This window comes from Paracoccus tibetensis (genome assembly GCF_900102505.1).
GTDB classification, from domain to species: domain Bacteria; phylum Pseudomonadota; class Alphaproteobacteria; order Rhodobacterales; family Rhodobacteraceae; genus Paracoccus; species Paracoccus tibetensis.
In genome coordinates this window covers 176,238-202,699 of the sequence record NZ_FMVT01000004.1, presented here as the reverse complement: position 1 = coordinate 202,699, position 26,462 = coordinate 176,238, and the positions used below count along the sequence as shown (strand labels likewise).

At 66.7% G+C, this 26,462-nt stretch carries 27 protein-coding genes; 7 read left to right on the top strand and 20 right to left on the bottom strand.

The window, feature by feature from the left end; translation table 11 throughout:
* Position 1: 1 nt before the first annotated feature.
* The 10 genes from BLP73_RS07195 to guaA form a co-directional block, all read right to left on the bottom strand.
* Positions 2 to 1,429, bottom strand: a complete 1,428-nt coding sequence (locus BLP73_RS07195; protein WP_217630648.1) for an ATP-dependent nuclease — start codon at positions 1,427 to 1,429, stop codon at positions 2 to 4.
* The gene (locus tag BLP73_RS19990; RefSeq protein WP_175453267.1) at positions 1,350 to 1,958 is read right to left on the bottom strand and encodes an AAA family ATPase; all 609 of its coding nucleotides are present in this window, start codon (positions 1,956 to 1,958) and stop codon (positions 1,350 to 1,352) included. The genes BLP73_RS07195 and BLP73_RS19990 overlap by 80 nt, the downstream gene beginning before the upstream one ends.
* Positions 1,959 to 1,980: 22 nt before the next feature.
* Entirely contained in the window at positions 1,981 to 2,430 is a 450-nt protein-coding gene (locus BLP73_RS19905) for a nucleotidyl transferase AbiEii/AbiGii toxin family protein (RefSeq protein ID WP_281179923.1), read from the bottom strand.
* Positions 2,391 to 2,996 (bottom strand): nucleotidyl transferase AbiEii/AbiGii toxin family protein, encoded by a 606-nt coding sequence (locus BLP73_RS19900; RefSeq protein ID WP_281179922.1) that lies wholly within the window; start codon positions 2,994 to 2,996, stop codon positions 2,391 to 2,393. The genes BLP73_RS19905 and BLP73_RS19900 overlap by 40 nt, the downstream gene beginning before the upstream one ends.
* Positions 2,989 to 3,582: a DUF6088 family protein gene (locus BLP73_RS07180; RefSeq protein ID WP_090741813.1), complete on the bottom strand. Its 594-nt coding sequence runs from the start codon at positions 3,580 to 3,582 to the stop codon at positions 2,989 to 2,991. The genes BLP73_RS19900 and BLP73_RS07180 overlap by 8 nt, the downstream gene beginning before the upstream one ends.
* A 72-nt stretch (positions 3,583 to 3,654) precedes the next feature.
* On the bottom strand, positions 3,655 to 3,807 hold the full coding sequence (locus BLP73_RS19580; RefSeq protein WP_217630647.1) for a hypothetical protein: 153 nt from the start codon (positions 3,805 to 3,807) through the stop codon (positions 3,655 to 3,657).
* A 26-nt stretch (positions 3,808 to 3,833) separates the two neighbouring features.
* Positions 3,834 to 4,514: a hypothetical protein gene (locus tag BLP73_RS19575; RefSeq protein WP_217630646.1), complete on the bottom strand. Its 681-nt coding sequence runs from the start codon at positions 4,512 to 4,514 to the stop codon at positions 3,834 to 3,836.
* A gap of 468 nt (positions 4,515 to 4,982) precedes the next feature.
* Positions 4,983 to 5,681, bottom strand: a complete 699-nt coding sequence (locus BLP73_RS19570) for a toll/interleukin-1 receptor domain-containing protein (protein WP_245686594.1) — start codon at positions 5,679 to 5,681, stop codon at positions 4,983 to 4,985.
* A 239-nt stretch (positions 5,682 to 5,920) separates the two neighbouring features.
* Positions 5,921 to 6,640 (bottom strand): tyrosine-type recombinase/integrase, encoded by a 720-nt coding sequence (locus tag BLP73_RS07165; protein ID WP_281179924.1) that lies wholly within the window; start codon positions 6,638 to 6,640, stop codon positions 5,921 to 5,923.
* Positions 6,641 to 6,847: 207 nt separating this feature from the next.
* Positions 6,848 to 8,407, bottom strand: a complete 1,560-nt coding sequence (gene guaA, locus BLP73_RS07160; RefSeq protein ID WP_090741809.1) for a glutamine-hydrolyzing GMP synthase — start codon at positions 8,405 to 8,407, stop codon at positions 6,848 to 6,850.
* 125 nt (positions 8,408 to 8,532) lie between these two features.
* Here guaA and BLP73_RS07155 point away from each other — a divergent pair, with 125 nt between their 5' ends.
* Positions 8,533 to 9,066 carry a CAP domain-containing protein gene (locus BLP73_RS07155; protein ID WP_090741807.1) on the top strand — a complete coding sequence of 178 codons (534 nt, stop codon included), beginning with the start codon at positions 8,533 to 8,535 and terminating at the stop codon, positions 9,064 to 9,066.
* Between the two features lie 33 nt (positions 9,067 to 9,099).
* Here BLP73_RS07155 and BLP73_RS07150 read toward each other — a convergent pair whose 3' ends face one another.
* From BLP73_RS07150 to proS, 7 genes are all read right to left on the bottom strand, one after another.
* Positions 9,100 to 10,431: a branched-chain amino acid ABC transporter permease gene (locus BLP73_RS07150; protein ID WP_090741805.1), complete on the bottom strand. Its 1,332-nt coding sequence runs from the start codon at positions 10,429 to 10,431 to the stop codon at positions 9,100 to 9,102.
* A 13-nt stretch (positions 10,432 to 10,444) separates the two neighbouring features.
* Entirely contained in the window at positions 10,445 to 11,458 is a 1,014-nt protein-coding gene (locus BLP73_RS07145) for a branched-chain amino acid ABC transporter permease (RefSeq protein ID WP_090741803.1), read from the bottom strand.
* Between the two features lie 3 nt (positions 11,459 to 11,461).
* Positions 11,462 to 12,295: an ABC transporter ATP-binding protein gene (locus BLP73_RS07140; protein ID WP_090741800.1), complete on the bottom strand. Its 834-nt coding sequence runs from the start codon at positions 12,293 to 12,295 to the stop codon at positions 11,462 to 11,464.
* On the bottom strand, positions 12,292 to 13,071 hold the full coding sequence (locus tag BLP73_RS07135) for an ABC transporter ATP-binding protein (RefSeq protein ID WP_090741798.1): 780 nt from the start codon (positions 13,069 to 13,071) through the stop codon (positions 12,292 to 12,294). Before BLP73_RS07135 ends, BLP73_RS07140 begins: the two co-directional genes overlap by 4 nt.
* Positions 13,072 to 13,185: 114 nt before the next feature.
* A complete protein-coding gene (locus tag BLP73_RS07130) occupies positions 13,186 to 14,370 on the bottom strand; it encodes an ABC transporter substrate-binding protein (RefSeq protein WP_090741796.1) in 1,185 nt (394 codons plus the stop codon).
* A 108-nt stretch (positions 14,371 to 14,478) separates the two neighbouring features.
* Positions 14,479 to 14,967, bottom strand: coding sequence for a DUF2937 family protein (locus BLP73_RS07125; RefSeq protein ID WP_090741795.1), 489 nt, complete (start codon positions 14,965 to 14,967; stop codon positions 14,479 to 14,481).
* The gene (proS, locus tag BLP73_RS07120; protein WP_090741793.1) at positions 14,964 to 16,325 is read right to left on the bottom strand and encodes a proline--tRNA ligase; all 1,362 of its coding nucleotides are present in this window, start codon (positions 16,323 to 16,325) and stop codon (positions 14,964 to 14,966) included. The genes BLP73_RS07125 and proS overlap by 4 nt, the downstream gene beginning before the upstream one ends.
* Before the next feature lie 171 nt (positions 16,326 to 16,496).
* Here proS and BLP73_RS07115 point away from each other — a divergent pair, with 171 nt between their 5' ends.
* The 4 genes from BLP73_RS07115 (at position 16,497) to BLP73_RS07100 (ending at position 22,194) form a co-directional block, all read left to right on the top strand.
* Complete coding sequence (locus tag BLP73_RS07115) at positions 16,497 to 17,678, top strand: AI-2E family transporter (protein WP_090742124.1); 1,182 nt, start codon at positions 16,497 to 16,499, stop codon at positions 17,676 to 17,678.
* Positions 17,675 to 18,388, top strand: a complete 714-nt coding sequence (locus tag BLP73_RS07110; RefSeq protein ID WP_245686579.1) for a P-loop NTPase family protein — start codon at positions 17,675 to 17,677, stop codon at positions 18,386 to 18,388. The genes BLP73_RS07115 and BLP73_RS07110 overlap by 4 nt, the downstream gene beginning before the upstream one ends.
* Before the next feature lie 76 nt (positions 18,389 to 18,464).
* The gene (locus tag BLP73_RS07105; protein ID WP_090741792.1) at positions 18,465 to 20,630 is read left to right on the top strand and encodes an RNA degradosome polyphosphate kinase; all 2,166 of its coding nucleotides are present in this window, start codon (positions 18,465 to 18,467) and stop codon (positions 20,628 to 20,630) included.
* Between the two features lie 40 nt (positions 20,631 to 20,670).
* On the top strand, positions 20,671 to 22,194 hold the full coding sequence (locus tag BLP73_RS07100) for a Ppx/GppA family phosphatase (protein WP_090741791.1): 1,524 nt from the start codon (positions 20,671 to 20,673) through the stop codon (positions 22,192 to 22,194).
* A 30-nt stretch (positions 22,195 to 22,224) separates the two neighbouring features.
* Here BLP73_RS07100 and BLP73_RS07095 read toward each other — a convergent pair whose 3' ends face one another.
* Entirely contained in the window at positions 22,225 to 22,674 is a 450-nt protein-coding gene (locus BLP73_RS07095; protein ID WP_090741789.1) for a DUF892 family protein, read from the bottom strand.
* Positions 22,675 to 22,766: 92 nt separating this feature from the next.
* On the opposite strand from BLP73_RS07095, the gene BLP73_RS07090 reads away from it, so the two are divergent.
* Entirely contained in the window at positions 22,767 to 23,198 is a 432-nt protein-coding gene (locus tag BLP73_RS07090) for a DUF1622 domain-containing protein (protein WP_090741787.1), read from the top strand.
* Between the two features lie 54 nt (positions 23,199 to 23,252).
* Here the strand turns inward: BLP73_RS07090 and groL are convergent, their stop codons facing one another.
* Entirely contained in the window at positions 23,253 to 24,899 is a 1,647-nt protein-coding gene (gene groL, locus BLP73_RS07085) for a chaperonin GroEL (protein WP_090741784.1), read from the bottom strand.
* Positions 24,900 to 24,943: 44 nt separating this feature from the next.
* Positions 24,944 to 25,231: a co-chaperone GroES gene (gene groES, locus BLP73_RS07080; RefSeq protein WP_090741781.1), complete on the bottom strand. Its 288-nt coding sequence runs from the start codon at positions 25,229 to 25,231 to the stop codon at positions 24,944 to 24,946.
* Positions 25,232 to 25,418: 187 nt separating this feature from the next.
* On the opposite strand from groES, the gene BLP73_RS07075 reads away from it, so the two are divergent.
* Positions 25,419 to 26,438: a TraB/GumN family protein gene (locus BLP73_RS07075; RefSeq protein WP_090741779.1), complete on the top strand. Its 1,020-nt coding sequence runs from the start codon at positions 25,419 to 25,421 to the stop codon at positions 26,436 to 26,438.
* Positions 26,439 to 26,462: the final 24 nt, after the last annotated feature.

The window sequence follows — 26,462 nt, the reverse complement described above, 5'->3', positions numbered from 1 at the left end:
GCTACGCCTCCACCGCCGCTGCGCCTTCCATCCCGGCGCCCCCGATCTCTTCGTCTCCGACTTCCGGCTCGGGTACGATCGCTGGCGCCCCGGGGACATAGCCACCCGTCAGGTAATAGATCGCGCGCACTAGATAGGGCGGAAGCCGATCGCGCATCTGCTCCGGCGTATCGGTGCGTTTACGCAGTATGGCGGCGAGTTGTTCAGCGACCTCGGCCTTGGAGGCCTCTTTGTCGTGGACGGGCTGGTAGATCTTGACGGCGATCTCGGTCGTGGAGAGCCCAGCCTCCTTCCAGCCTGCGTAGGTTTCGCTGGCCTTCGTCACGATCTTCGCAAGCCGCTCTGGCTTGCGACTGCTGGTCTTAGCGAGTTGGACCGCCTGGTGAACGCTCTCGGCAAGCTGGGGCCGCAGCGCGAGATCGAACTCGAGCGTCCAACTGTCGGCGATGAAAACGTCGACGGGGTCCCCGACGTCGCGCCGCAGCGTCTTCAGCCGTGCGACGACCTCGTCCTGCGTCAGCTCGTTCTCAGTCTTCCGATCACCGACGAGGTCTTTCGCCTCGGCGGGCGGGATATCCCTGTCAGGGATCAGCGCCACGGGTACGGGGATCGCGTTCCCGGTCTTGCGTTGCAGTATCCGGCTGTACCGGAACAAGCCGCGGTGACCGACATTTACGAGCGAGACGCCGTAGCGGCTCAGCGGACGCCCAAGCTTCTCGGCGATCGTGGGCAGCAACAGGCGCTCGCCGTCGCCCTCCACGACGATCAGTGCGCGGGCGAAGAACAGGTTGGCCTTGGTCGCGTCGAGGAACCGGCGCAGGAACTCATAGTCGTCAGCTTCGAGCCGGGTATGCGCCGCGCCCAACGGAAAGGCGCGGTGACCGACGATGATCGTCATGGTCTCAAGCTCAGCGCCGGCCGCGAGTTGCGGGCTATGGGTGGTGAGCAGGACCTGGACCTGCTGATGGGTTTCGCCCTTCTCGGAATCCGGTTTGGCGGCGCGGGCAGCGAGCACCTCCATGAACAGCGTCTGGTGCTGGGGATGCAGGTGCGCTTCCGGCTCCTCGATCAGCAGGAACGGGACTTGATCGGGATGCGACTGAAGCAAGAGCAGCTCGGCCGCCATGAACAGCAGGTTGTTATAGCCCAACCCGCGCTGCACGCGCTCGGTACCTGCCTTTGCGTTCAGATAGAGCTCGAATCGTTCGAGGATCTGATCGAACGACCCGCCCGCGCCGAGGTCCAGCGTCGCGACGAGGCGATCATCCACAAACGACAGCTTATCGAGAAAATCTGTATTCACGCTGCTGGCGACGCCCCCTACGGCAGCATTGCCCCGGACCGCAGCGTCAGCGGCGGCAAGTGTGTCGTGAAGCGTAGCGTTGGCACCCGGCGCGGCGGGCTTGCTCTGGGGGCCCATCGTGGGCATCGCGCCGAGAATGCGCGACAGACGCGAACGGCGTCCTGTTCGCATCTCGCGCTCGGCGTCCCGTAAAGGCTTGAGATAGGTGGTCTTTAGATACTCGCGCAGTTCTCCGTCGAGCGGCAGGCCTTCGCCTTCGGCGCCAGCTCGGTGCTGGCTGGAGATGATGCTGCCGCCGCCAGGAGAAACCCGCCGCGCCCCGCATGCAGACGTGCAGACGAAGCTTCCCCTTTTCGTTGGTGCACCATTCTAGAAAGCGGGCTTCCTCATCCGCGCTGAGATCGTCGAAAGTGCATCGCACGGCGAAGTCGCAAGCCCGCGTGCCGTCGACGCCGACGTGGAAGTCGTGTTCGTCTGGGCGGATATAGTCGTCGCCACGTGTCCAGAGGACGTAGCGGGCAGCGTCGATGATCGCGCTCTTCCCGGCGTCGTTCGGCCCCACGAGAATATTTAGACCGGAAGAGAGCTTCAGTTGCAACGGCGCGCTCGGATCGAAGCACCGGAAGCCGCTCGCGTAGATTTCGGAAATGTACACCGTCGCCTCCCAGCCCGTTTTCTTATCCTGCCGCGCTATTGGCCCGTGCGGCGATCTCTGCGCAGCGCTCCATGAGCGCCTCGAAAGGCTCGGCGTCCACCAGAAGGAGGCCGTCCTCAACCATGCGGGCGTAATCTTCTTCCAAGGCCTTCGCCCCATCGCCGGCCGGAACGAGCTGCAGACCTCCGTTGACCGCGGCCGCGTAGTCGATCGGCGATCGGTCCGCTGCCTTTTCGGCGAAGAACATCGCCTTGTGACGGGCGACGGCGTTCGCCAGCTCGCGATCCGCGAAAGCAGCCGCCGCGAAGCCCGCTTCGTCCAATCGAGCGACATCATGCCAGTGCCGGGCGAACCGGTCGCCGCGCAGACGCTCCTGGAGGCAGAAGACGTGGATGGCCGTCGCCTTCTTCCAGAAGGTCCGCTCCGCATGCATCACGCGCGGCCGGGCCGTCGGGAAGACGACGCCTTCCACCAAACCGGCAGCATCGCAAACCACGTCGCGCACACTCGCCGGCTCGCCGTTGATCGCGCACCAAATTCGAGCATCACGCTCGGGGCGACATAGCCGGAGCCAGCCGTCGCGGCCTCGTAGTCGATGAAGAGCTTCTCACCGTCCACGCGGATCGTGGCGGCAAGCGACTCAACGGCCAACGCCTCAGCAAGGATCGGCTGAACGGTCCCAACTACCCAGTCTGGCAAGCGCTTGCGTACCTCACTCGACCAGCGCTTCTCCTCGCTGCGAGTCTTCGGCAGGGCCTCGCCATCGTCGCCCACCAGATCGGGTGCGATCGTCCGGATGTCATAGGTCAGGTCGACATCCTCGGAAAACCGCCGGATGACCTGATAGGCTTTGGATAGCGACGTACCGCCTTTGAACACCAGATGTTCGCCGAGCGCCGAGCCGTAAAGGGTCGCGAGCGCCCAGACCACCCAGACGTCCTTCTCGAGAAGGTGCGCGGGTCGTCCCGACTGATCGGCCGCGACGCTCAACGCCTCGCGGCGGTCGGCGACCGGAAGGTGGAGAAAGGCGTCAGCCATGGGCCACCTTTCCCACGCTGCGCGCCAACCAAGTCGGAAGCTGCGGCGCTGCCGCGACCAGTTCGCTGAAAATGGATGGCGGGAGCCTCCGCTTCAATGTTTCCAGGGCGGCTTCCGCCTTCTCCGGTCCAAGCCAGGCCAGCGCTCGCACTGCCTCGCCAGCCGGCTTGTGAGCCAGGGCGAGTTGCCAGCGTGGAGCGTGGCGAAGTTCGACGACCTGCTTGCCGAGGTTCATCGTCCGGCTGCGGCCGGAGGTTAGATAGACCGATCGGACCGGCACCTGTGTCGTGAGGCCAAGCGTGTTAGCCGCCGCCGCCCCGCTCGGGACGATGACCTCGCCGCGTTGGTTGGCGAGCGCCTCGACTGCCTGTTGGACGGAGGGAGCCCTCGTACCGAACCGGCTCGTGATGGGACGCAGATAGACACCGCGACCGGCCCGAACGAGTTGGCCCCGCTCGGTCAGACGCGACAAGGCCTGATCCACCGCGGCGCGATTACCGAGATGGAGCAAGCTCTTAGCCGCCACGGGCGTGCCTTCCGGCAGCCCTCCGGCATACGCAAGAATCTGTTCGGTTAACCGTTGCATGGCCATTCTCCTGTCAGAAAGATATGCGGTTTTCTGACATTTTGCTACCGACGGCTTGGCGGGTCAGCGCCGTTAGATCAGCGGCGCGCCCTTATCGAGCAGGCTGTCCAGAGAATCCTCGCGCGACGGGATCTGTCCCGATTCCGTCGCCAAGATCAGCGCCTCTACGACCTGACGAGCCAGCGAACGGGCCATCACCTGCTCTTGGGTCGAGATGTCCGTCATGGCGCGGCCGTGCAGGAAGGCGCTTCTTATGTCGAAGAGCTGCTCATATTGGTCAGCATGGCTACGGTCACCGAGCAGGCCGGCGACACGCCCTCGCATCCGGTTCGTCGCGCGCATTCCCTTATGGCGATCAGGCGCAACACGGAAACTCTTCTGTTAGTCGGCGCGCAGCCCCAGCGCCGCCTCGATCGTTGTGATGTGGGCGAGAATTCATCCACGCCTTCGGCAAGGAAGGCGCGGATCAGGAAATGGGCGACCGGCGTCTCAAACAGAACCGATTGCTTCGCCTGCTCAACGATCACCCACCGGCTCTGGTCCCAAACAGTCAGCTCGGTCGCGGCGTTGTCATCAAGGCGCAGCTCGACCGGCTGCTCTTCTTCGTAGGTTCTGCCATAGCCGTCATCATAGATGCGATCCTCCCAGCTCAGCGTGTCGGGTGATGGCGGCGAGCCTGGACGCACGAAGATGTCGCTGTCGACGGTATAAACCCACGGCACGCAGAATCCTGCCCAATCCACTTCCGGCATCGTCGACCAGCCCTCCCAGGGCGCCAGCAGGAGGAAGAACAGCGCTTCCTCGAAGGCGCATGGAAACCGTCCCTTGTGTGGCTCGATCCGCCCCAGATCCTGGCTGAGATCCATCGAGAAAAACGGGACCACCCGCGCTTCCGGCCCGTGTTTGAACGCCACCGTCTCCTCGACGACCATGCCAGTGAAACTCCGACAGCCGATCGGCGTCCAGTTCCTGCCGCGGATAGACCCGCTTTAGGAGGCGCTCATCGAAGAGCACCCGCAACTCGTCCGGCGTCAGCCGACATAGCTTCGCCGGGCCGAATGCAAGCGGCGACAGATCATCCGCTAGATCGAGCGGCGCGAGATGCACCCGCGTGGAACGCAGCGCCGCGTCGAGACCCGCCGCCGCCTCTTCCACTGGAAGCGCCAAATGGGCGGCGTCCTTTTGCAGGTGGCACGGCAGCCCCAACGCCCTCAACGCCGTCGAGAGCGCGAATGCGGGGCCCGTCTTCCCCGTGCCAGAGTAGTTGTCACGGCAGGCCTCGCGCAGACGCACGAATGCCGGATGCGCGAGGATATTGTCAGGGCCAGGCGGGCTGAGCCGCCAAAGCTCGGCGATCGCGCCAAGCATTGCTGAACTGGGGCCGTCCGCTACGACGCTCATCAGGCGATTCGAAGCCGTCGCAGGAGCTTGCCCAGAACAGCTTCATACTCTTCAGGTTTGGAGAAGTCGGCGTAGAGCTTGCCTTTCAGGAACCCTGGAAGTTCACACTCTTCATAGAGCAATGGCAGCACGACCACTTCGCCGGTGGAAATCTCCCGGTTCATCGCCAGGTCGAGCTCCTTCTTCACCCAAGGGGCGTCGATCGACTTCTTCGACAGGACGACGGCGATGTATCGGCTGAGCTTCATGCCCTCATCGATCTTGGCGATCAGCGAGTCGCCGATTTCGATCTCCGCTTCGTCCAGCCAGACGCGCGGCACGCCATGGGCGAGGAGATCCTTGCGCAGCTGGCGCACGAACGGTCGTTCGACGCGCACGCGCCGGAAACCCTGCGTGTGGACCTGCTGCCGGAGCTGCTTGATGTCGCCGACTCCAAATGCCACTGCGGCCTTCAGCGGGCTGGCGAAGGTGGCGTAGTAGCTCCACCGCGCGTCGCCGGGCAGCTGCGGATTCTGCCGCCTGTCGGTAATAACGACGTCCCGCGGATCGCTGGTGTTTCTGAAGGCGTGAAAGGTGATCCAGTCGGGTCGACGATAGCGCGCCGCTTTGCTGAAGGGGACGGACTGGACCTTTACGTCGCTTTGGTCGAGCACCCAGTCGCGCTGCTCAAGGATCTGCCGGACCATGTGGCCGACCATTTGCTTCACGCGATCGACAAGGACGTCCTCTCGAAACTCGGCAAGAAGCTGTTCCTCGAGCCCCTCGACGGAGGGCTTTCCCAGTTCCGACGCTGTTTCGAGCCGGGCGACGTTTTCGAACTGCGCAAGGAACGCCCAAATCCGCTGACCGAGATCGGTGGCGTAGAGCGAAGCGAACTTTTCAGGGGCCTCCTTGCCTCAAAGTTAGCGAAGAAGGCGTCCACGAAACATGGGGCTATTCAGGGTTCGAGTGGCAGCCCCTCCTTTTTCGCTCTAACAACGACTGCGGTCGTAAACCGATTGAACGTCGCACGCGACATCGGGGCGTCAGCGTCATATCGCGACAGAAGGACGTAGCGCGAATTACCCGCACAAGTTTTCAGCGCGATGAAGATGTCAACAGCCTGCTGTGACAGGTAGACGTTGTGTGCCTTCGACCGCTTCATTCGCTCCTTCGGTATCGACCAGATGGCGTTCTCAAAGTCGATTTCATCCCACGTCGCGTCCTGCAGCTCGCTTTTCCTGACCATCGTTAGAAGGAACAGCTTCATTCCCAGCCGTATAGTCGGCAGGGTCGGTACATGCTCGAGCTGACCAAGCATGACGCGGATCTCGGCAGGTGATAGCGAACGATCCTTCGGTACGAAGGTCGCAATAGACGCAGGCCCAACTTCATCCGCTGGGTTGACGACCTTCTCGCCATGCAAGATCGCGAATGCAAAGATCAGCTTCACGATATCCCGCACATGCACGGCCGTGGCTGGAGCGCCGCGATCCTTCACCTTCCCGCACATCATGCGGAGATCGTCCGGCGTGATCTCGGTGAGAAGCCTGTTTCGAAACGTTGGCAGAATGTCCCGCTCGTAGATCGAGCGTCGCATGGCGCGCGTGCTTTCGGCCATGCGCGACTCCTGGAACCACTTCTCGCCGAACTCGCCGAACCGCTTCGCCTCCTTCAGGCGCCGCTTATCCTGCTGCTTCTCTTGAGCAGGTGACCGGCCCTCTGAAATGGCCCGCTTCGCGTCGATCAGCTTCTCACGAGCCCTCGCGAGAATCGGGACACTACCCCCGATAGGCGACGATAGATGGTGTGCAAATTATCTCGACAGTTCAATGCGTTATGGCGTATCGGAGCGTAGAAACGGATAGTGCCGGAGGGGTAAAGATCATTCCCACTCGATCGTGCCCGGGGGCTTCGAGGTGATGTCATAGGTGCAGCGGTTGATGCCCTTGACCTCGTTGATGATCCGCGTCGCGGTCTCGCCCAGGAAGTCGTGGGTGAAGGGATAATAATCCGCCGTCATCCCGTCGACCGAGGTCACGGCGCGCAGCGCGCAGGCATAGTCATAGGTGCGCCCGTCGCCCATCACGCCCACGGTGCGGACCGGCAGGATTGCGACGAAGGCCTGCCAGATCTCGTCGTAAAGGCCGTGCCTGCGGATCTGGTCGATGAAGACCGCGTCGGCCTTGCGCAGGATCTCCAGCTTCTCGCGGGTGATCTCGCCGGGGCAGCGGATGGCGAGGCCGGGGCCGGGGAAGGGGTGGCGGCCGATGAAGCTGTCGGGCAGGCCCAATTCGCGGCCGAGGGCGCGGACCTCGTCCTTGAACAGCTCGCGCAGCGGTTCGACCAGCTTGAGGCCCATCTTCTCGGGCAGGCCGCCGACATTGTGGTGGCTCTTGATCGTGACCGACGGCCCGCCCGAGAAGCTGACGCTTTCGATGACGTCAGGGTAAAGCGTGCCTTGCGCCAGGAACTCGGCGCCCTCGATCTCGCTGGCGTAGCGCTGGAAGACGTCGATGAAGAGGCGGCCGATGGTCTTGCGCTTGACCTCGGGGTCGCTGACCCCTTCCAGCGCGCCGAGGAACAGGTCGCTCTCGTTCGCGTGGATCAGCGGGATGTTGTAGTTGTCGCGGAACATCTTCACGACCTCTTCGCCCTCGTTCAGGCGCAGAAGGCCGTGATCGACGAACACGCAGGTCAGCTGGTCGCCGATCGCCTCGTGGATGAGGACGGCGGCGACCGAGCTGTCGACGCCCCCGGACAAGCCGCAGATCACCTTGCGGTCGCCGACCTGCTCGCGGATCTTGCGGATCGCCTCGTCCTTGTAGGAGGCCATCGTCCAATCGCCGGTGAAGCCGGCCATGCGGACGAAGTTCTCCAGCATGGTGCGGCCGTTCGGGGTGTGGTGCACCTCGGGGTGGAACTGAACGCCGTAAAAGCGCCGCGCCTCGTCCGCGATCATCGCCATGGGGGCGTTGGGCGAGACGCCGATCACCTCGAAGCCGGGGGCAAGGCTGGTGACGCGGTCGCCGTGGCTCATCCAGACTTCCTCGCGGCCCGCATCAAAGAGGCCTGCGAAGATGCCGTCGCCCTTGTGGTCGGGGGCGGGGGCGATGAAGGCGCGGCCGTATTCGGCGTGATGGCCGGCTTCGACGGCCCCGCCCAGCTGCGCCATCATCACCTGCTGGCCGTAGCAGATGCCGAAGACCGGCACGCCCAGCTCGAACACCGCCTGCGGCGCGCGGGGGCTGCCCTCGGTGGTGACGCTGGCCGGCCCGCCCGAGAGGATGATCGCCTGCGGCGCCATCTCGCGCAAAGCGGCATCGGTCAGGCTGTTGAAGGGCCGGATCTCGCAGAAGACGTTCAGCTCGCGCAGGCGACGCGCGATCAGCTGGGTCACCTGGCTGCCGAAGTCGATGATCAGAAGATGCTGATGCTGGGTCATGGAGGCGGCTTTAAGCGGCGTTCTTGCGTCGCGCAAGCCCCGGCGGCGCACCGGAACCGCAGGGGAAGATGCGGCGTTGGCAAAGATCAATCGAAACAACTGCGTAACCAGCACCGAGGTCTGCCATGCCGCTTCGCCAGCTTTTTGCCGCGACCGGGCTTATCGCCCTGTCAGCCTGCGGGTCCACCATGCCGACGGGACTGGACGGCTATGCCGGCCCCCCGCCCGAACCACCGGCCGAGCAGGCGCTCGCGGCCACGTGCACCGGGGACGCCGCGCTCGGCCAGCAGATGACCGACGTGATGAACGCCACGCGCTCGAACCAAGGCAAGACCGTCCTGGCGCCCGAGGCGCGGCTGGACGAGATCGCGGTCAGCCATGCCTGCGACATGGCACAGCGCGGGCGGCTGGATGTGGCGGGCTCGAACGGCTCGAACGTCGTCGACCGGGCCCGGGCGGTGGGTTATCCGACCTGCGGCGTCGTGCAGCTGGTCGGGCGCGGGACGAGCCCCTCTGCGGTGGTCGGCACCTGGCTGGCGCAGCCCCCGCAGCGCGAGCAGGTGCTGGGGCAACTGAGCTACCAGATCGGCAGCGGCGCGGTGCGCGGGCCGAACGGGCAGGTCTATCACAGCGTGGTTCTGGGCAACAATTGCAGCTGAACGGGAAGGGGGCGCCGCGGCGCCCCCTTTGCCTCATCTCTCGGGCACCAGCCCCCGCGGCGCGAAGCGCAGCACCAGAAGCAGCACCATCCCCATCGCGATGAAGCGCATGTGGGGCGAGCTGTCCAGAAGATGCGCCTTCAGCGGCCCATCGGCCATGGGCGAGGTGAGGGCGGCGATCATGGCCGGGCCCCAGACCTCGGCCTTGATCCAGAGGAACCAGATCAGGATGGCGCCCAGCACCGCGCCCCAGTTGTTCCCCGAGCCGCCGACGATGACCATCACCCAGATCAGGAAAGTGTAGCGCAGCGGGTTGTAGCTGGTCGGTGCCAGCAGCCCGTCCAGCGTCACCATCATCGCCCCCGCAATGCCGATCACCGCCGAGCCGAGGATGAAGACCTGCAGGTGGCGCCCGGTCACGTCCTTGCCCATCGCCTCGGCCGCGGTCTCGTTGTCGCGGATCGCGCGCATCATCCGGCCCCAAGGCGATTTCAGCGCCAGTTCCGCCAGCAGGATCACCGCCAGCAGGACGACGAGGAACAGGCTCATGTAGCTGAGCTTGACCCAGATGCCCGAGGTCTCGGCGGCCGAGAAGCCCCAGTCCTGCGCCGCCGCCACGAAGTCGGGGTTGCGCTGCAGGTTCACCTCGTAGGCGACGGGCCGCGGGATCGAGGTGATGTTCTTCACCCCGCGCGCCAGCCAGTCCTCGTTGCGCATGACGGCGACGATGATCTCGCCGATGCCGAGCGTCGCGATGGCGAGATAGTCCGAGCGAAGGCCGAGCGCGACCTTGCCGATCGCCCAGGCCGCCGCCGCGGCGAAGAGGCCGCCGACCAGCCAGGACAGCAGCACCGGCAGGCCGAGCCCGCCGATATTGCCGTGGCGGGCGGGGTTGTTCGCCTCGATGGCCGTGACGGCGGGGTCGAACAGGTGGCGGAACAGGAAGAACCCGCCCAGCAGCACCAGCGCGACCAGCCAGCCCTTGCGCCAGCGGGTGTAGACCATCTTCGCCGCGGCCAGCACACCGAGGCCGACCAGCAGCGACAGGATCAGGCGGGGGGCGCCGGCCTCCCACGCGCCCTCCACCGGGGGCAGGGCGATCAGCACCGGGGCCAGCGCGCCCATCGCGAGGAAGCCCACGACGCCGACGTTGAAAAGGCCCGCATAGCCCCATTGCATGTTCACCCCGAGCGCGGTGATCGCCGAGATGAGGCCCATGTTCAGGATCGCGAGCGAGGTGTTCCAGCTGCCCGAGAACATGCTGTTCCTGACCGTGCCTTCCAGCACGAAGAGCACCGCGAGGATCGCGAAGACGACCGGGGCGCGCCAGGGGCTGGAGGCTGCGGCTTGACGATTGGTTGCCATGACGTGACCTCCCTTACACCGATTTGCCGCGGAACAGGCCCGTCGGCCGGAACAGCAGGACCACGATCAGGATGACGAAGCTGACCGCGAATTTGTATTCCGTGCCCAGAAGCTGCATCAGGTTGCCCTGACCCGGATCGTACCACGGCGCCAGATAGCCGACGACGCGCACCCAGGGGTAGGTGACCGCGACCTCGGAGAAGGCGACGAGGAAGCCGCCCGCGATGGCGCCAAGCGGGTTGCCGAGGCCGCCCACGATGGCCGCCGCGAAGATCGGCAGCAGGATCTGGAAGTAATTGAACGGCCGGTAGGATTTGTCGAGGCCGTAGAGCGAGCCGGCGATGACCATGAGGCCCGCCGCGATGATCCAGGTCAGGCGCACCACCCGCTCGGGGTCGATCCCCGAGAGGAGGGCCAGATCCTCGTTGTCCGAATAGGCGCGCATCGCCTTGCCGGAACGGGTGCGGTTCAGGAACCAGAAGAGCGCGATCATCACGACGAAGGCCAGTCCCACCGTCAGCGCCTGCGTCGAGCGAAGGGCGAGCCCCTCGGTGAGGCCCGTCATCTCGCGGAAGGTCCGCACGTCGATGATGAAGCGTGCGCCGTCGTCCATCCGCTGCTCGTTCACGCCGATCAGCAGGCGCGTCAGGCCGTTCATCACGAACATGACCCCGACCGAGGCCATGACGAAGATGATCGGTGCGGCCTTCTGCTTGCGGTAGAAGCGGTAGACCAGCCGGTCCGTGACCAGCACCAGCACAGCCGTCAGGGCGATGGCCGGCACCAGCGCCAGCAGCGCCGTCGGCAGCGGCTGGATCGAGACGCCGAGCGCCTGCAGGCCCCAGGTCAGCAGGATCACGATGGCGGTGCCGAAGGCCATCGTGTCGCCATGGGCGAAGTTCGAAAAGCGCAGGATGCCGTAGATCAGCGTGACCCCAAGCGCGCCGAGCGCCAGCTGCGCGCCATAGGCGGCGGCCGGGATGAACACGAAGTTGAGAAAGACCACGAGGGCGTTCAGGATGTCCACGGCTCAGCCCCCCAGGAAGGTGCGCCGCACCTCGTCGTTCTGCATCAGTTCCTTTCCCGTGCCGGTATGGGCATTCGCGCCCTGCACCAGCACATAGGCCTTGTCGGCGATCATCATCGCCTGCCTTGCGTTCTGCTCGACCATCAGGACGGGCAGCCCGCCGCGCGCGATGGCGATGATCCGGTCGAACAGCTCGTCCATGACGATGGGGCTGACCCCGGCAGTCGGCTCGTCCAGCATCAGGACCTGCGGCTGCGTCATCAGCGCCCGTCCGACGGCGACCTGCTGGCGCTGCCCGCCCGACAGCTCACCGGCCGCCTGCTTGCGCTTGGCGGCGACGGCCGGGAACAGCTCGTAGACCTGCTCCAGCGTCGGCTTGATGTCGTCACGGCGGATATAGGCGCCCATCTCGAGGTTCTCTTCCACGCTCATCGAGGGGAAGATGTTGTTCACCTGCGGCACGAAGCCCATGCCGGCCTTCACCCGGTCCTGCGGGTTCAGGGCGCTGATGTCGCGCCCGTTCAGCCGCACGCTGCCTTGCCGCAGGTTCAGCATCCCGAAGATCGCCTTCATCGCGGTGGACTTGCCGGCGCCGTTGGGGCCGACGATCACCGCGATCTGCCCCTTCTCGACGGCGATGGTGCAGTCGTGCAGGATGTCGGCGCCCTTGCCGTAGCCGCCGGTCATGTTCTCGCCGATGAGGAAGGGATCGCCTGCGCGACCCTCGCCCAAGGGGCCGGACCGGCGGGTGCCGTCGATCGTGCCGCGGCCCTTGGGGTTCACCACCGACAGGTCGCGGTTGCCGCGATTGCCGAAGACGGCGTCCTGATCGCTCATTGAGCCATGTCCTTGTTCTTCAGGCCGGTGCCCAGATAGGCCTCGATGACCGCCTCGTTCTTCATGATGTCCTGCGCGCTGCCCTTGGCCAGCACCTTGCCCTCGGCCATGACGATCACCGGGTCGCAGAGCTTGCCAATGAAATCCATGTCATGCTCGATCACGCAGAAGGTATAGCCGCGCTCCTTGTTCAGGCGGATGATCGCGTCGGCGATGGTCATCAGAAGGGTGCGGTTCACCCCGGCGCCGACCTCGTCCAGAAAGACGATCTTGGCGTCCACCATCATCGTGCGGCCGAGTTCGAGCAGCTTCTTCTGCCCGCCCGAGAGGTTGCCGGCCAGCTCATCGGCCAGATGGCGGATGGTCAGGAACTCCAGCACCTCGTCGGCCTTGCGGCGCAGCGTGCGTTCCTCGGCGGCGATGCGGCCGCGCTGGAACCAGGTCTTCCAGATCGTCTCGCCCGACTGGGCGCCCGGCACCATCATCAGGTTCTCGCGCACTGTCATCGAGCTGAACTCGTGCGCCAGCTGGAACGTCCGCAGCAGGCCCTTGTGGAATAACTCGTGCGGCGGCAGGCCGGTGATGTCCTCGCCGTCCATGACGACGCGGCCCGAGGTCGGGGGCAGCACGCCCGCGATGACGTTGAACAGCGTCGACTTGCCGGCGCCGTTCGGCCCGATCAGCCCGGTGATCGAGCCGGTCTCGATCCGCACGCTGGCGCCGTCCACGGCCCGGAAGCCGCCGAAATGTCTGTGAAGGTCGTGGACCTCGATCATGCTTCTACTTCCCCGCCCCCGCGTGAACCGCGAGGCTGCCGTCGTGCGGCTTCATTGCAATAGAAATCGGCCCGGCACCTGTCACGGTGCCGGGCCTTCTGTCAAGCGGCGGGATCAGCGGTAGCCGACGACCTCGATCGCGCCGTCCGTGATCTGGATCTCGCGATAGGTGCCGGCGCTCTCGCCCGCGCCGATCAGCTCGACGTTCGTGGCGCCGACATAGTCCACGTCGCCGCCCTCGTTGATGATCTCCAGCGCGCGGGCCAGCTGGCCCGGCAGGATCTGCTCGCCCGGCTCGTTGGCGACGTCCATGATGCTGTCCTTGTAGGTCGCGGGATCATGGGTGCCTGCCTTGGCCATCGCCAGCAGGATCAGGGCGGCGGCGTCATAAGCCTCGGCCGAGTAGGCGCTGGTTCCGTCGAAGCCGGCTTCCTCGGCCATCGACAGGAAGGTCTCGCGGCCCTCGCCCTCGGCGGCCGGGTTCTGGCCGAAGCTGCCGTTGATCTCGGTGCCGAAGTTCGCCTCCAGCGCGCTGCCGACCATGCCGTCGGGGAAGACGAAGGTCTCGAAGGCGCCGGTGTCCAGCGCCGCGCGCACGACGCCCGAGCCGCCCTGGTCGACATAGCCCACCACGACCAGCGCATCGCCGCCCGCGGCTGCCAGCGCGGCCACCTCGGCCGAGTAGTCGGCCTTGCCGTCGTCATGCGCGGCATTGGTGGTCACGGTGCCGCCGGCGGCCTCGAAGGCTGCCTGGAAGCTGTCGGCCAGTCCCTTGCCGTAGTCGTTGTTCGTGTAGGTGATCGCGGCCGACTGGATGCCACGCTCCTGCATGATCTGGGCCATAACTTCGCCCTGGCGCGCGTCCGAGGGCGAGGTGCGGAAGAACAGCCCGTCATCCTCCATGTCCGACAGCGCGGGCGAGGTGGCCGAGGGCGAGATCATCACGACGCCGTTCGGGCGCGCGACGTTTTCCAGCGAGGCGATGGTCTCGCCCGAGCACATGCCGCCGATGATCCCGCGCACGCCTTCGGCCGTGATCAGGCGCTCGACCGTGGCGGTCGCCGCGGCGGCGTCGATGCAAGTGCTGTCGCCGGTCACGGCGCTGACGGTCGAGCCGTCCAGCAGCAGGCCCGAATCCGAGACTTCCTTGATGGCCAGCTCGGCCCCGTTCTGCATGCCCGGCGCCATGGATTCCAGCGGCCCGGTGAACCCGAGCGAGATGCCCAGCTTGATGTCCTCGGCGCCGGCGCTACCTGCGATCAGCGCGCTGGCGGCGGTCGCGAGAAGGAACTTTTTCATACGTTGACTCCCAGTTGGAACATTGTCCTGACGGCACGTTAGAAGCGCCCTGATTAAAAGAAAAGCAGGATGTTCGGGCAGGTTGGGTGCCGTAACGGCAAGGCAGGCCTAGCGCCAGCCGAGCCGCTCGTCACGGCGCGTGAGGCGGCCGAGAAGCCCGGTCACGAGCCAGCCGATCATGAAGCCGATCAGCGCGGCGATCAGCCCCGCGCGGGTCAGCGGCACGGCCGGGCGGAAGTCGCCCCAGGTGGCCGTCAGCGTCTCGGGATCGCGCAGGCGGTGGGGCAGGGCCATCCGCTCCAGCGGGCCGGCAAGGCGCAGCATCTGCAGGTCGGCGCGCGCCCGGTCGAGGCGCAGGAAGGCCCGGGCCATGTCCTGTCCGTGCGCGTCGCGGAAGGCGGTGCCCGACAGCTCGGCCAGCGCCTCCTGCCGGGTCAGGCCGGCGCGGGTGGCGCTGGCGTCGAAATCCTGCACCACGCGGGTCAGCGCATCGACCTGGCCCCCGAGGCGCTGCACATACTGGTCCGAGAAGGCCGGAAATTGCGACAGCGCCGCGGCCAGAAGGCCGCAGACCGCCAGTCGCAGCAGCCCGATCATTTGTCCCGCACGACGCTGCCGAGGACGGGCGCGTAGATCGCCTCGAGCCGGGCGATGGCCTCTTTCGGGGACAGCTCCTCGCTCTCGCCGGTGCGGCGGCTGGTCAGCTCGACCTTGTTCGCCGCCAGACCGCGGGGGCCGACGGTGATACGCCAAGGCAGGCCAATCAGGTCGGCGGTGGCGAATTTCGCGCCCGCCCGCTCGTCCCGGTCGTCGTAAAGCGGGTCCAGGCCGCGGGTCTGCAGCTCGGCATAGATCGCCTCGCAGGCGCTGTCGGTCGAGTTGTCGCCCTGCTTGAGGTTGACGATGCCCACATGGAACGGCGCGACGCCCTCGGGCCAGATGATGCCCTTTTCGTCGTGGTTCGCCTCGATGATCGCGCCCAGAAGGCGGGAAACGCCGATGCCGTGGCTGCCCATGTGGACCGGCACGCGCTGCCCGTCGGGGCCGACGACAGTGGCGCCCATCGCGTCGGAATACTTGGTGCCGAAGTAGAAGATCTGCCCGACCTCGATCCCGCGCGCGGTGCGGCGGCGCTCCTCGGGGACCTCGTCGAAGATCGCCTGATCGTGGGTCTCGTCGGTGCGGGCGTAGCGGCCGGTGAACTCTTCCAGCACGGCCTGGCACTGCTCGACGCTGTCATAGTCGATGGCGCGGTCGCCGAAGGTCAGGTCGGTGATCTCCTTGTCGTAGAAGACCTCGGACTCGCCCGTCTCGGCCAGCACCAGGAACTCGTGCGTGTAGTCCCCGCCGATGGGGCCGCCATCGGCGCGCATCGGGATCGCCTGAAGCCCCATCCGCTCGTAGCTGCGCAGGTAGCTGACGAGGTGGCGGTTGTAGGCGTGAAGCGCGTCCTCCTTGGTCAGGTCGAAGTTGTAGCCGTCCTTCATCAGGAACTCGCGCCCGCGCATCACGCCGAAGCGGGGACGGATCTCGTCGCGGAACTTCCACTGGATGTGGTAAAGGGTCAGCGGCAGGTCCTTGTAGCTGTTCACGTGCGACCGGAAGATGTCGGTGATCATCTCCTCGTTCGTCGGACCGTAGAGAAGGTCGCGCTTGTGACGGTCCTTCAGGCGCAGCATCTCCTCGCCGTAATCGTCGTAGCGGCCGCTCTCGCGCCACAGGTCCGCCGGTTGCAGCGTCGGCATCAGCATGGGGATGTGGCCGGCGCGCTGCTGTTCCTCGTGCACGATCTGCTCGATCCGGCGCAGCACCTTGAAGCCGAGCGGCAGCCAGGAATAGATCCCCGCCGCCTGCTGCTTGATCATGCCCGCGCGCAGCATCAGGCGGTGGCTGACGATCTGCGCCTCCTTCGGGTCTTCCTTCAGGACGGGCAGGAAATAGCGCGACAGACGCATGGGCGGTTCCTTCGGCGGGGTTCGGGGCGGATCGGTTCGTGCCGGATCGGTGCGGTTCAATTCGGCGCAGGGTTACCGGATCGCCGGGAGCTTGCCAAGCGAGGCCGCAGCCGCTTGCAACCCGCCGCCGCTGGCGTCACATTCGCGCAGGCACAGATGCAGGGACAGATGATGCGCATCCCGGTTCGCAAGCAGTTGATCTGGTGGGGCGTCTCGGCGCTGACCCTGCTGGTGACGCTGTGGCTGCTGGGCGGCGCGGTCCTGCCCTTCATCCTGGGCGCGGGGATCGCCTATCTGCTGGACCCCCTGGCCGACCGGCTGGAGCGGGCGGGCCTGTCGCGCACCATGTCCGTCGTGCTGATCACGCTGATCATGGTGCTGGCCTTCGTCGCGGTCATCCTGCTGGTCGTGCCGCTGCTGGTGCGCCAGGCGACCGCCCTGATCGAGACCGCGCCGCAGATGATCGCGCAAGGACGCGCCTTCATCGAGCTGCGCTTTCCCGACCTCATCCCCGATGGCGGGCAGACGACCGGCACGCTGACCGAGATGTCGGCCGCCCTGCGCGAGCAGGGCACGGCGCTGGCCGCGCGGGTTCTGGGCTCGCTTCGGGGCTTTGTCGGCACGGTGGCATTGCTGGTCATCGTGCCGGTCGTCGCCTTCTACCTGCTGCTGGACTGGGACAAGATGGTGGCGAAGGTCGACAGCCTGCTGCCGCGCGAGCACGCCGCCACCATCCGCCAGATCGCGCTCGAGATCGACGCGGCCCTTGCCGGCTTCCTGCGGGGGCAGGCGCTGGTGATCCTGATCCTCGGGACTTGGTACGCCTTCGGCCTGATGCTGGTCGGACTGCCCTTCGGCTTCTTCATCGGCATCATGGCGGCGGTTTTGTCCTTCATCCCCTATGTCGGCGTGCTGATCGGCGGCGCCACGGCCATCGGCGTCGCGCTGTTCAGCTTCTGGGGCGATCCGCTGTGGATCGGGGCGGTGATCGCGATCTTCGCCATCGGCCAGATCGTCGAGGGCAACTACCTCCAGCCCAAGATCGTCGGCCATCATGTCGGCCTGCACCCGGTCTGGCTGCTGCTGGCCCTGTCGGTCTTCGGCACGCTCTTCGGCTTCGTGGGGCTGGTGCTGGCCGTGCCGATGGCGGCCGCGCTCGGGGTGCTGGCGCGCTTCCTGCTTGCCCGCTACCGCGAGAGCGGCGCCTATACGGGACAGGCCGCGCCGGGCGATCCCGCGCTGCCGGTGCTGGTCGAGCTGGTCCCGCGCGGCACGCTGGAGCGTGAGCGGGCGGCCGCGGTCGTCGTTCCGGTCGCCTCGACGGAGCCAGGGCCGGGGCCCGGGCAGGCGTGAGCCTCTTTCCCGCCGCCCGCCAGCTGACGCTGGACCTGACGACGCCGCCCGCCCATGCGCGGGCCGATTTCCTGCCCGCGCCCGCCAACCAGGCGGCGCTGGACATGTTGGACCAGCCGCTCTCATGGCCAAACGGGCGGATGCTGCTGGTCGGGCCCGAGGGCGCGGGCAAGACCCATCTCGCCGCCTTCTGGGCGGCCGAGAACGGGGCGCGCCGCGTCAGCGCCTCGGGGTTGCGGCCGGACGGGGCCGATCTTCTTGCGGCCGAGGGCGGCGCGGTGGTGGTCGAGGATGCCGATCATGCGGGCTTCGCCGCGGGGGCCGAGCAGGCGCTGTTCCACCTGTGGAACCTCTGCGGTCCGCGCGGCTGCCTTTTGCTGCTGACCGCCCGCACGCCGCCGCGGGACTGGGGGCTGGTGCTGCCCGACCTGCGCTCGCGCATGGATGCGATGCCGCAGGTCCGCCTGAACCCGCCGGACGAGGCACTGCTGGCCGCGGTGCTGGTCAAGCTGTTCGCCGACCGGCAGCAGGCCGTCAGCGCGGGGCTTCTCGACTGGCTGGTGCTGCACATGGACCGCGACCTTGGGCTGGCGCGGCGGCTGGTGGCGGCGATGGACCGCGCCGCGATGGCCGAAAAAGGCCCGATCACCCGGCGCATCGCCGCCGAGGTGCTGGACCAGCTGCGCGCGCCGCAGGGGGCTGACGCTTGAAGCCCGCACGGACCGACCTTAACCTTCCGGGGGCGCAGCGGCTGCCGCGCGCCGCGACAACAGGACGACCCATCCCATGACCCTGGCGGATTTCCTGCGCACCGAGTTTCCCGCCCCGCGCGAGCCTGACGGCGAGGTGCCGACCGGTCCCGCCCGCTTTTTCAACCGCGAGCTGAGCTGGCTCAGCTTCAACTGGCGCGTCCTCGACGAGGCCCGCAACCCGCGCGTGCCGCTGCTGGAGCGGCTCCGCTTCGTGTCGATCAGCGCCACCAACCTGGACGAGTTCTACACGGTCCGTGTCGCCGGCCTGCGCGAGCTGGTCCGCGAGGGCAACACCACCGCCTCGGATGACGGGCTGACCCCGGCTGAGCAGCTGACGCTCATCAACGCCGACGCCCGCCGGCTGATGAGCGCGCAGCAATCGGTCTGGAACCGCCTCCGGCAGGAGATGGAGCAGGAGGGGATCGTGATCCTCTCGCGCCAGCGCCTGACGGGGGCCGAGGAGACCTTCCTTCACGAGTATTTCGAGAACCGCGTCTTTCCGGTCCTCTCGCCGCTGGCCATCGACCCGGCGCATCCCTTCCCCTTCATCCCCAACACCGGCTTCTCGCTGGCGCTCGAGCTGGCGCGCGAGACGGACGGGCGGCAGATGCAGGCTCTGCTGCCGATCCCCGCGCAGCTGCCGCGCTTCGTGCCCCTGCCGGGCGGCCAGCGCTTTCTGCGGCTGGAAGAACTGCTGCTGATGCATCTCTCGAGCCTCTTTCCCGGCTATCGCGACGCCGGCCATTGCAGCTTCCGCGTCCTGCGCGACAGCGATCTGGAAGTCGAGGAGGAGGCCGAGGATCTGGTCCGCGAGTTCGAGACCGCGCTGAAGCGCCGCCGCCGGGGCAGCGTCATCCGGCTGAAGATCACCTCGGGCGCGCCCGACCGCCTGCGCCGCCTGATCATGGACGAGCTGGAGGTCGGCCCCGACGAGGTGATCGAGGTCGCCGGGCTTCTGGGCATGGCCGACCTGGCCGAGCTGGTCCTGGACAGCCGCCGCGACCTGCTGTGGCCTTCGTTCACGCCGCGCGTGCCCGAGCGGGTGCAGGACCATGACGGCGACATGTTCGCCGCGATCCGCCAGAAGGACATGCTGCTGCACCACCCCTACGAGACCTTCGACATGGTGGTGCGCTTTCTCGCGCAGGCCGCGCGCGATCCCGACGTGCTGGCGATCAAGCAGACGCTCTACCGCACCAGCCGCGACAGCCCCATCGTGGACGCGCTCTGCGAGGCGGCCGAGGCGGGCAAGTCCGTCACCGCCCTCGTCGAGCTGAAGGCCCGCTTCGACGAGGCCGCCAACATCCGCCAGTCGCGCCGGCTGGAGCGGGCGGGCGCCCATGTCGTTTATGGCTTCGTGAACTACAAGACCCATGCCAAGATCAGCACCGTCGTGCGGCGCGAGGGCGAGGGACTGGTCACCTACACCCATTACGGCACCGGCAACTACCACCCGATCACCGCGCGGATCTACACCGACCTCTCGCTCTTCACCTGCAACCCGGCGCTCGGGCGGGACGCGACCAAGGTGTTCAACTACCTGTCGGGCTACGTCCAGCCGGTCGGGCTCGAGAACCTGTCGATCTCGCCCATCAACATGAAGGAGCGCTTGCTCGAGCTGATCGGGCGCGAGGCGGAATACGCCCGGCAGGGCCGGCCCGCCGCGATCTGGGCCAAGATGAATTCGATCGTCGAGACCGAGGTGATCGAGGCGCTCTACGACGCCAGCGCGGCCGGGGTGAAGATCAGCCTCGTGGTGCGCGGGATCTGCGGATTACGTCCCGGCATCAAGGGCTTGTCGGACAATATTCGCGTGAAGTCGATCGTCGGCCGCTACCTTGAACATTCCCGCATCGTCTGCTTCGGGAACGGGCACGGGCTGCCCTCGGCCAAGGCACGGGTCTTCATCAGCTCGGCCGATTGGATGGGGCGCAATCTCAGCCGGCGCGTGGAAACGCTGGTGGAATGCGAGAACGAGACCGTCAAGGCGCAGATCGTCAGCCAGATCATGGCGGCGAACCTGGCGGACGAGGCGCAGAGCTGGCTGTTGCAACCCGATGGCCGCTTCGTGCGCTATCTGCCCGAGGGACGTGACGATCTGTTCAACTGTCACCGCTTCTTCATGGAAAACCCGTCTCTTTCGGGACGCGGTACCGCCGGCGCACGCGACGTGCCGGCGCTGACCCATTCGAGCGAATAAGCGGCTCCGCCGCGCCAGGAACGCAAGACAAGAGGCCCCCATGAACGGCGTGCGATTGACCAGCGGCCGACAGGTCGAACCCTTTGGACCGAAGTTCCGCAAGCTGCCCAAGCGCGCGCTGAAGCGGCTCGGCGTCGTCGATGTCGGCTCGAACTCGATCCGGTTGGTGGTCTTCGACGGCGCGGCCCGCTCGCCCGCCTATTTCTACAACGAGAAGGTCATGGCGGGTCTCGGCCAGGACATGGCCCGCACCGGCAAGCTGAACCCGGCGGGGGTCGAGCGCGGCTTCGCGGCTTTGCGGCGCTTCGCGGCCCTCGCCCGCGGCATGGGGATCGAGCCCCTGACCTGCGTCGCCACCGCCGCCGTGCGTGAGGCCGAGGATGGCCCCGCATTCCAGGCGCGGGTCGAGAAGGAGACCGGGCTGAAGCTCTGGGTCATCGACGGCGAGGAGGAGGCGCGGCTGTCGGCGCAGGGCGTGCTGCTGGGCTGGCCCGACGCGAAGGGCCTCGTCTGCGACATCGGCGGCAACTCGATGGAGCTGGCCGAGGTGGCCGATGGCAAGGTCGGCCGCCGCGTCACCTCGCCGCTCGGGCCGTTCCGCCTGCAGCAGGTGCCGCCGGCCGAGCTGCCAGGTCACATCCGCACCATCCTGCAGGACCTCGCCGCGCAGATGGGCACGGATCACGAGCGGATCTACCTCGTCGGCGGCTCGTGGCGCGCCATCGCGCGGCTGGACATGGAGCGGGCGAGCTACCCGATGACGGTCCTGCACGAATACCGCATGACTCCCGCCGCCGTGACCGAGACGGTGGACTGGATCGCGGGACACGAGCTGAACGCGCTGCGCGCCAAGGTCGGCATCTCGGCCTCGCGGATCGAGCTGGTGCCGCTGGCGGGGCAGGTGCTGTCGCAGATGATCGAGGTCTTCCAGCCGTCCGAGCTGAACGTCAGCAGCTACGGCATTCGCGAGGGGCTGCTGTACGAGCACATGTCCGGCACGCTGCGCAAGCGCGACCCGCTGCTGGAGGCGGCGCGCTTCACCGAGAAGCAGATGGCCCGGCTGCCGGGCTTCGGCAAGAAGCTCTACCAGTTCCTGCTGCCGATCTTCGCGGGCCTGCCGCCCGAGCGAGACCGCCTGGTGCGCGCGGCCTGCCTGCTGCACGACACCGCCTGGCGCGCCCATCCCGACTACCGGGCCGAGGCCTGTTTCGACAACGTCACCCGCGCCAACATGGCCGCCCTCAGCCATCCCGAGCGGGTCTTCCTAGGGCTTGCCCTGCTGCACCGCTACAAGAACAGCCGGGCAAAATCGCCCATGGCGCCGCTGTTCGCGCTGCTGGACGAGGCGCAGCTGCGCGACGCCGAGATCCTGGGCAAGGCCATGCGCTTCGGCGCGATGTTCGCCACCGACGATCCGGCCGATGCCGGAAAGCTGACGCTGGTCAAGGGAAAGCGGCTGGAGCTGAAGCTGACGCCGATGGGCCGCCAGCTGATGGGCGAGGTCGCGGAAGCGCGCTTCCGCTCGCTCTGCACCGCGCTCGGGGTCGAGCCGCAGGTGGGCTGAGGCGGCGGCGCTTGGCCGCCGCCCCGCGCGTCAGAGCGCTTCGGACGTGCGCTGCATCCACTCGCGGTGGCGCAGCTCGTCCGAATGCGCCTTCTGGAAGAAGGCGCGCGACTTTTCGATCGCGTCCTGGTGATGCGCGGCCCGCTCGTAGGCGGTGACCGTGTCCTCCTCGTTCGTGCGCATCGCCTTGAGAATGGCGGCGTCGCCGAACAGGTCGGCCAGCGCGATCTTGCCGGTCGTCAGCATCTGCTTCATGTCGCCCTCCAGCGGCGCCTCGGCGCCGGCCTCGGCGGCCATCTCGTTCAGTACGTCGAGATGCTGCAGATGGTCCTGGCGGAACTGCTCGACCTGCGAGGACAGTGCCGGATCGTCCAGCCGCTCGATGGTGGACTCGTAGGCGGCGATGGCGTCCCGCTCGAGCAGGATCAGGTTGCGCACGAGGTCCTGGAAGGTGTCTTCGGTTCCGACGGTGGTCACCATGATGGGGTCCTTTCCCTTTGGTGGGCTGCGGGCCAAGGAACCAGAGGGATGCCCCTTTGTTCCCATCTGCAGGGGCAGTCGGCGGAGGCGGCATGGACGGCATCAGCAGCTTCTCGCTGTCGGATCACCTGGGCGCGGCCAGCCTCGGATTCGAGTGGCTGGTCCTCGGGATCGAGCTCTTCGCGATCCTGATCCTGCTGCTGGGCCTTCTGCGCTTCATCAAGAATTTCGTCAGCGGCGAGATGCACCGCCGCGACGGGCACGAACGCTCGCACCGGCTGAACCTCGGCCGGCTCGAGCTGGGGCGGCACATCCTGACAGGGATGGAGGTGCTGATCGTCGCCGACCTCATCCGCACGATGCTGGACCTGAACATCGAGAACATCATCCTCCTGGGCGGGCTGGTCACGATCCGCTCGCTGATCTCGTTCTTCCTCGAGCGCGAGCTGAGCCATCTGCAGCGCGAGGATGGCGGGCGCGAAGACGGCACGGCGACCCGAAAAGAGCGCAAGGCGCAGACATAGAAAAAGGGCGCCACCCGGGCGCCCTTCCTCTGTCTGCCGCAGGGGCAGGAATGATTACATCATCCCGTCCATGCCCATGCCGCCCATGCCGCCGCCCATGCCGCCGCCCTGGCCTTTCGGCTCGGGCTTCTCGGCGATCATGGCTTCGGTGGTGATCAGCAGGCCAGCAACCGAGGCCGCGTCTTCCAGCGCGGTGCGCACGACCTTGGCCGGGTCGATGACGCCGAACTTGAACATGTCGCCATATTCCTCGGTCTGCGCGTTGAAGCCGAAGGACTTGTCGGTCGACTCGCGGACCTTGCCGGCAACCACGGCGCCGTCGACGCCGGCGTTCTCGGCGATCTGGCGCATCGGAGCTTCCAGCGCGCGGCGGATGATGGCGATGCCCGCATCCTGGTCGCTGTTGACGCCGGTGACGCCTTCCAGAGCCTTGCCGCCCTGGACCAGGGCCACGCCGCCGCCGACGACAACGCCTTCCTGAACGGCCGCACGGGTCGCGTTCAGCGCATCGTCAACGCGGTCCTTGCGCTCTTTCACTTCGATCTCGCTCATGCCGCCGACGCGGATCACGGCAACACCGCCGGCCAGTTTGGCCACGCGCTCTTGCAGCTTCTCCTTGTCGTAGTCCGAGGTGGTTTCCTCGATCTGCTGGCGGATCTGGGCGACGCGCGCCTCGATCTCGGACTTCTCACCGGCGCCGTCGACGATGGTGGTGTTGTCCTTGTTGATCGTGATCTTCTTGGCGCGGCCGAGCATGTCGATGCCGACATTCTCCAGCTTCATGCCCAGGTCTTCGCTGATGACCTGACCGCCGGTCAGGATCGCGATGTCCTGCAGCATGGCCTTGCGGCGATCGCCGAAGCCCGGCGCCTTGACGGCCGCGATCTTCAGGCCGCCGCGCAGCTTGTTGACGACCAGCGTGGCCAGGGCCTCGCCTTCGACGTCCTCGGCCACGATGACCAGCGGCTTGCCCGACTGGATGACGGCTTCCAGCAGCGGAACCATCGGCTGCAGCGACGAGAGCTTCTTCTCGTGCAGCAGGATGAAGGCGTCTTCCAGATCCGCGATCATCTTGTCGGGATTGGTGACGAAGTAGGGCGAGAGGTAGCCGCGGTCGAACTGCATGCCCTCGACGACTTCGACCTCGGTCTCCATCCCCTTGTTCTCTTCGACGGTGATGACACCCTCGTTGCCGACCTTCTGCATCGCGTCGGCGATGAAGCGGCCGATATTGGCCTCGCCATTGGCCGAGATGGTGCCGACCTGGGCGACTTCGTCGCTGTCGGTGACGGGGCGCGAAGCGGCTTTGATGGCCTCGACGACTTTCAGCGTGGCCAGGTCGATGCCGCGCTTGAGGTCCATCGGGTTCATGCCGGCGGCAACCGCCTTCATGCCTTCCTTGACGATGGCCTGGGCCAGCACCGTCGCGGTGGTGGTGCCGTCGCCGGCCTCGTCATTGGTGCGCGAGGCAACTTCGCGGACCATCTGGGCGCCCATGTTCTCGAACTTGTCGGACAGCTCGATTTCCTTGGCGACCGAGACACCGTCCTTCGTGATGCGCGGGGCGCCGAAGGACTTGTCGATCACGACGTTGCGGCCTTTCGGGCCGAGCGTCACCTTCACGGCGTCGGCGAGGATGTTCACGCCTTTCAGCATACGGTCGCGGGCGTCGGTGCTGAACTTGACTTCTTTCGATGCCATTTGTCTCTCCTGAATTCAGTGGGGAAGGATGCGTCCGTCCGGGATCAGTGGATGATGCCCAGGATGTCGCTTTCCTTCATGATCAGCAGCTCTTCGCCGTCGACCGTGACTTCGGTGCCCGACCATTTGCCGAACAGGACGCGATCGCCGGTCGAAACCGAGGGAGCGATCAGTTCGCCCGAGTCCTTGCGCGCGCCTTCGCCGACCGCGATGATCTCGCCCTCGGCGGGCTTTTCTTTAGCGTTGTCGGGGATGATCAGACCGCCCTTGGTCTTTTCTTCCGACTGGACGCGGCGGACCAGCACGCGGTCATGCAGCGGTTTGAATGCCATTGGTGAACACTCCGTTTCAGGTTCCAGTGTTTCGCTGTTGGCACTCACCTCGGGCGAGTGCCAATGGCGATGATCTAGGCCGCTCTCACGCCACTGTCAACACCTGCGGCGGGGGCGCGGGGTGGCCTGCGGCGGCTTGCTGTGTCACGTTCGCGGCGGATTCACGACGGCAAGAAGGAGGACGAGCATGCGGATCCTGGCAAGCGCGCTGGCCCTGGCCCTGTCATTCGGCGGCGCCGCGCTGGCAGAGAGCTGCGAAGGGCGAAACGTCTTCGAGACCATGCCGTCCGAGCGGGCGGCCGCCATCGAGGAGGCGACCGCGGGTGTCCCCTTCCGCCGCGGCCTGCTTTTCGAGGCGGTGCGCGACGATGCGCGTATCACCCTTGTCGGCACCTATCACTTCGCGGACCCGCGCCACGAGGCGCTGGCCGAGCGGGTCGCGGACCGCCTCGCTACGGCCGCCGCGCTCTATGTCGAGGCCGGGCCCGAGGAGGAGGCGCGCCTGACCGAGGCGCTGGCCGCCGATCCGACGCTGATGGTCGATCCGACAGGCGCGACGCTGCCCGAGCGGCTGGAGCCCGAGGAGTGGCAGCAGCTGACGTCGGCCCTTAACGATCGGGGCATCCCGCCGATCATGGCGGCGCGGCTGCGGCCTTGGTACGTGTCGATGATGCTGGGGATCTCGCCTTGCATGATGCGGCAGATGGCCGAGGCGGACGGCAAGGCCGGGGGGCTCGACCACATGCTGGTGGACCGCGCCGCGGCGCAGGCGCTGGAGGTCCGGGCGCTCGAGCCGTGGGACACGGTCTTCGCGCTCTTCGCCGATCTTTCGCCGGAAGAGGAGCTGGACATGATCCGCGCGAACCTGCCGGCCGCCGCCTATGCGGACGATTACGCCGTCACCCTGACAGACGCCTATTTCGAGGGAGACGTCTGGAAGATCTGGGAATTCGCGCGGCACGACGCCTATGCCAATTCCGGCCTCTCGCGCGAGGAGATCGACGCCCAGCTGGCGCTGGCGCAGGAGCGCCTGATGGACCAGCGCAACCGCGCCTGGATCGCGCCGCTGCTCGAGGGGGCGACTGCGGCGGCAGCCGAGGGCAAGGGAATCGTCGCGGCCTTCGGGGCGCTGCACCTGCCGGGCGAGGCCGGGGTGCTGAGCCTTCTCGAGGCGGAAGGGTTCGAGATCACGCGGCTCGATGGCTGAGACGCGCCGGACCGCCGGCCGGCA

Excerpts from the sequence above, each read along its gene's own strand:
- BLP73_RS07125 (WP_090741795.1), bottom strand. The coding sequence starts at position 14,967 with ATGATCGGGCTGCTGCGACTGGCGGTCTGCGGCCTTCTGGCCGCGGCG.
- BLP73_RS19570 (WP_245686594.1), bottom strand. The coding sequence starts at position 5,681 with ATGGTCGGCCACATGGTCCGGCAGATCCTTGAGCAGCGCGACTGGGTG.
- BLP73_RS07115 (WP_090742124.1), top strand. The coding sequence starts at position 16,497 with ATGCGCATCCCGGTTCGCAAGCAGTTGATCTGGTGGGGCGTCTCGGCG.
- BLP73_RS07095 (WP_090741789.1), bottom strand. The coding sequence starts at position 22,674 with ATGGTGACCACCGTCGGAACCGAAGACACCTTCCAGGACCTCGTGCGC.
- groL (WP_090741784.1), bottom strand. The coding sequence starts at position 24,899 with ATGGCATCGAAAGAAGTCAAGTTCAGCACCGACGCCCGCGACCGTATG.
- BLP73_RS07075 (WP_090741779.1), top strand. The coding sequence starts at position 25,419 with ATGCGGATCCTGGCAAGCGCGCTGGCCCTGGCCCTGTCATTCGGCGGC.
- BLP73_RS19900 (WP_281179922.1), bottom strand. The coding sequence starts at position 2,996 with ATGGCTGACGCCTTTCTCCACCTTCCGGTCGCCGACCGCCGCGAGGCG.
- proS (WP_090741793.1), bottom strand. The coding sequence starts at position 16,325 with ATGCGTCTGTCGCGCTATTTCCTGCCCGTCCTGAAGGAAGACCCGAAG.
- BLP73_RS07105 (WP_090741792.1), top strand. The coding sequence starts at position 18,465 with ATGACCCTGGCGGATTTCCTGCGCACCGAGTTTCCCGCCCCGCGCGAG.
- groES (WP_090741781.1), bottom strand. The coding sequence starts at position 25,231 with ATGGCATTCAAACCGCTGCATGACCGCGTGCTGGTCCGCCGCGTCCAG.
- BLP73_RS07195 (WP_217630648.1), bottom strand. The coding sequence starts at position 1,429 with ATGCCCACGATGGGCCCCCAGAGCAAGCCCGCCGCGCCGGGTGCCAAC.
- BLP73_RS07135 (WP_090741798.1), bottom strand. The coding sequence starts at position 13,071 with ATGATCGAGGTCCACGACCTTCACAGACATTTCGGCGGCTTCCGGGCC.
- BLP73_RS07130 (WP_090741796.1), bottom strand. The coding sequence starts at position 14,370 with ATGAAAAAGTTCCTTCTCGCGACCGCCGCCAGCGCGCTGATCGCAGGT.
- BLP73_RS19575 (WP_217630646.1), bottom strand. The coding sequence starts at position 4,514 with ATGGTCGTCGAGGAGACGGTGGCGTTCAAACACGGGCCGGAAGCGCGG.
- BLP73_RS07150 (WP_090741805.1), bottom strand. The coding sequence starts at position 10,431 with ATGGCAACCAATCGTCAAGCCGCAGCCTCCAGCCCCTGGCGCGCCCCG.
- BLP73_RS07180 (WP_090741813.1), bottom strand. The coding sequence starts at position 3,582 with ATGCAACGGTTAACCGAACAGATTCTTGCGTATGCCGGAGGGCTGCCG.
- BLP73_RS07140 (WP_090741800.1), bottom strand. The coding sequence starts at position 12,295 with ATGAGCGATCAGGACGCCGTCTTCGGCAATCGCGGCAACCGCGACCTG.
- guaA (WP_090741809.1), bottom strand. The coding sequence starts at position 8,407 with ATGACCCAGCATCAGCATCTTCTGATCATCGACTTCGGCAGCCAGGTG.
- BLP73_RS07100 (WP_090741791.1), top strand. The coding sequence starts at position 20,671 with ATGAACGGCGTGCGATTGACCAGCGGCCGACAGGTCGAACCCTTTGGA.
- BLP73_RS07155 (WP_090741807.1), top strand. The coding sequence starts at position 8,533 with ATGCCGCTTCGCCAGCTTTTTGCCGCGACCGGGCTTATCGCCCTGTCA.
- BLP73_RS07090 (WP_090741787.1), top strand. The coding sequence starts at position 22,767 with ATGGACGGCATCAGCAGCTTCTCGCTGTCGGATCACCTGGGCGCGGCC.
- BLP73_RS19580 (WP_217630647.1), bottom strand. The coding sequence starts at position 3,807 with ATGACGGACATCTCGACCCAAGAGCAGGTGATGGCCCGTTCGCTGGCT.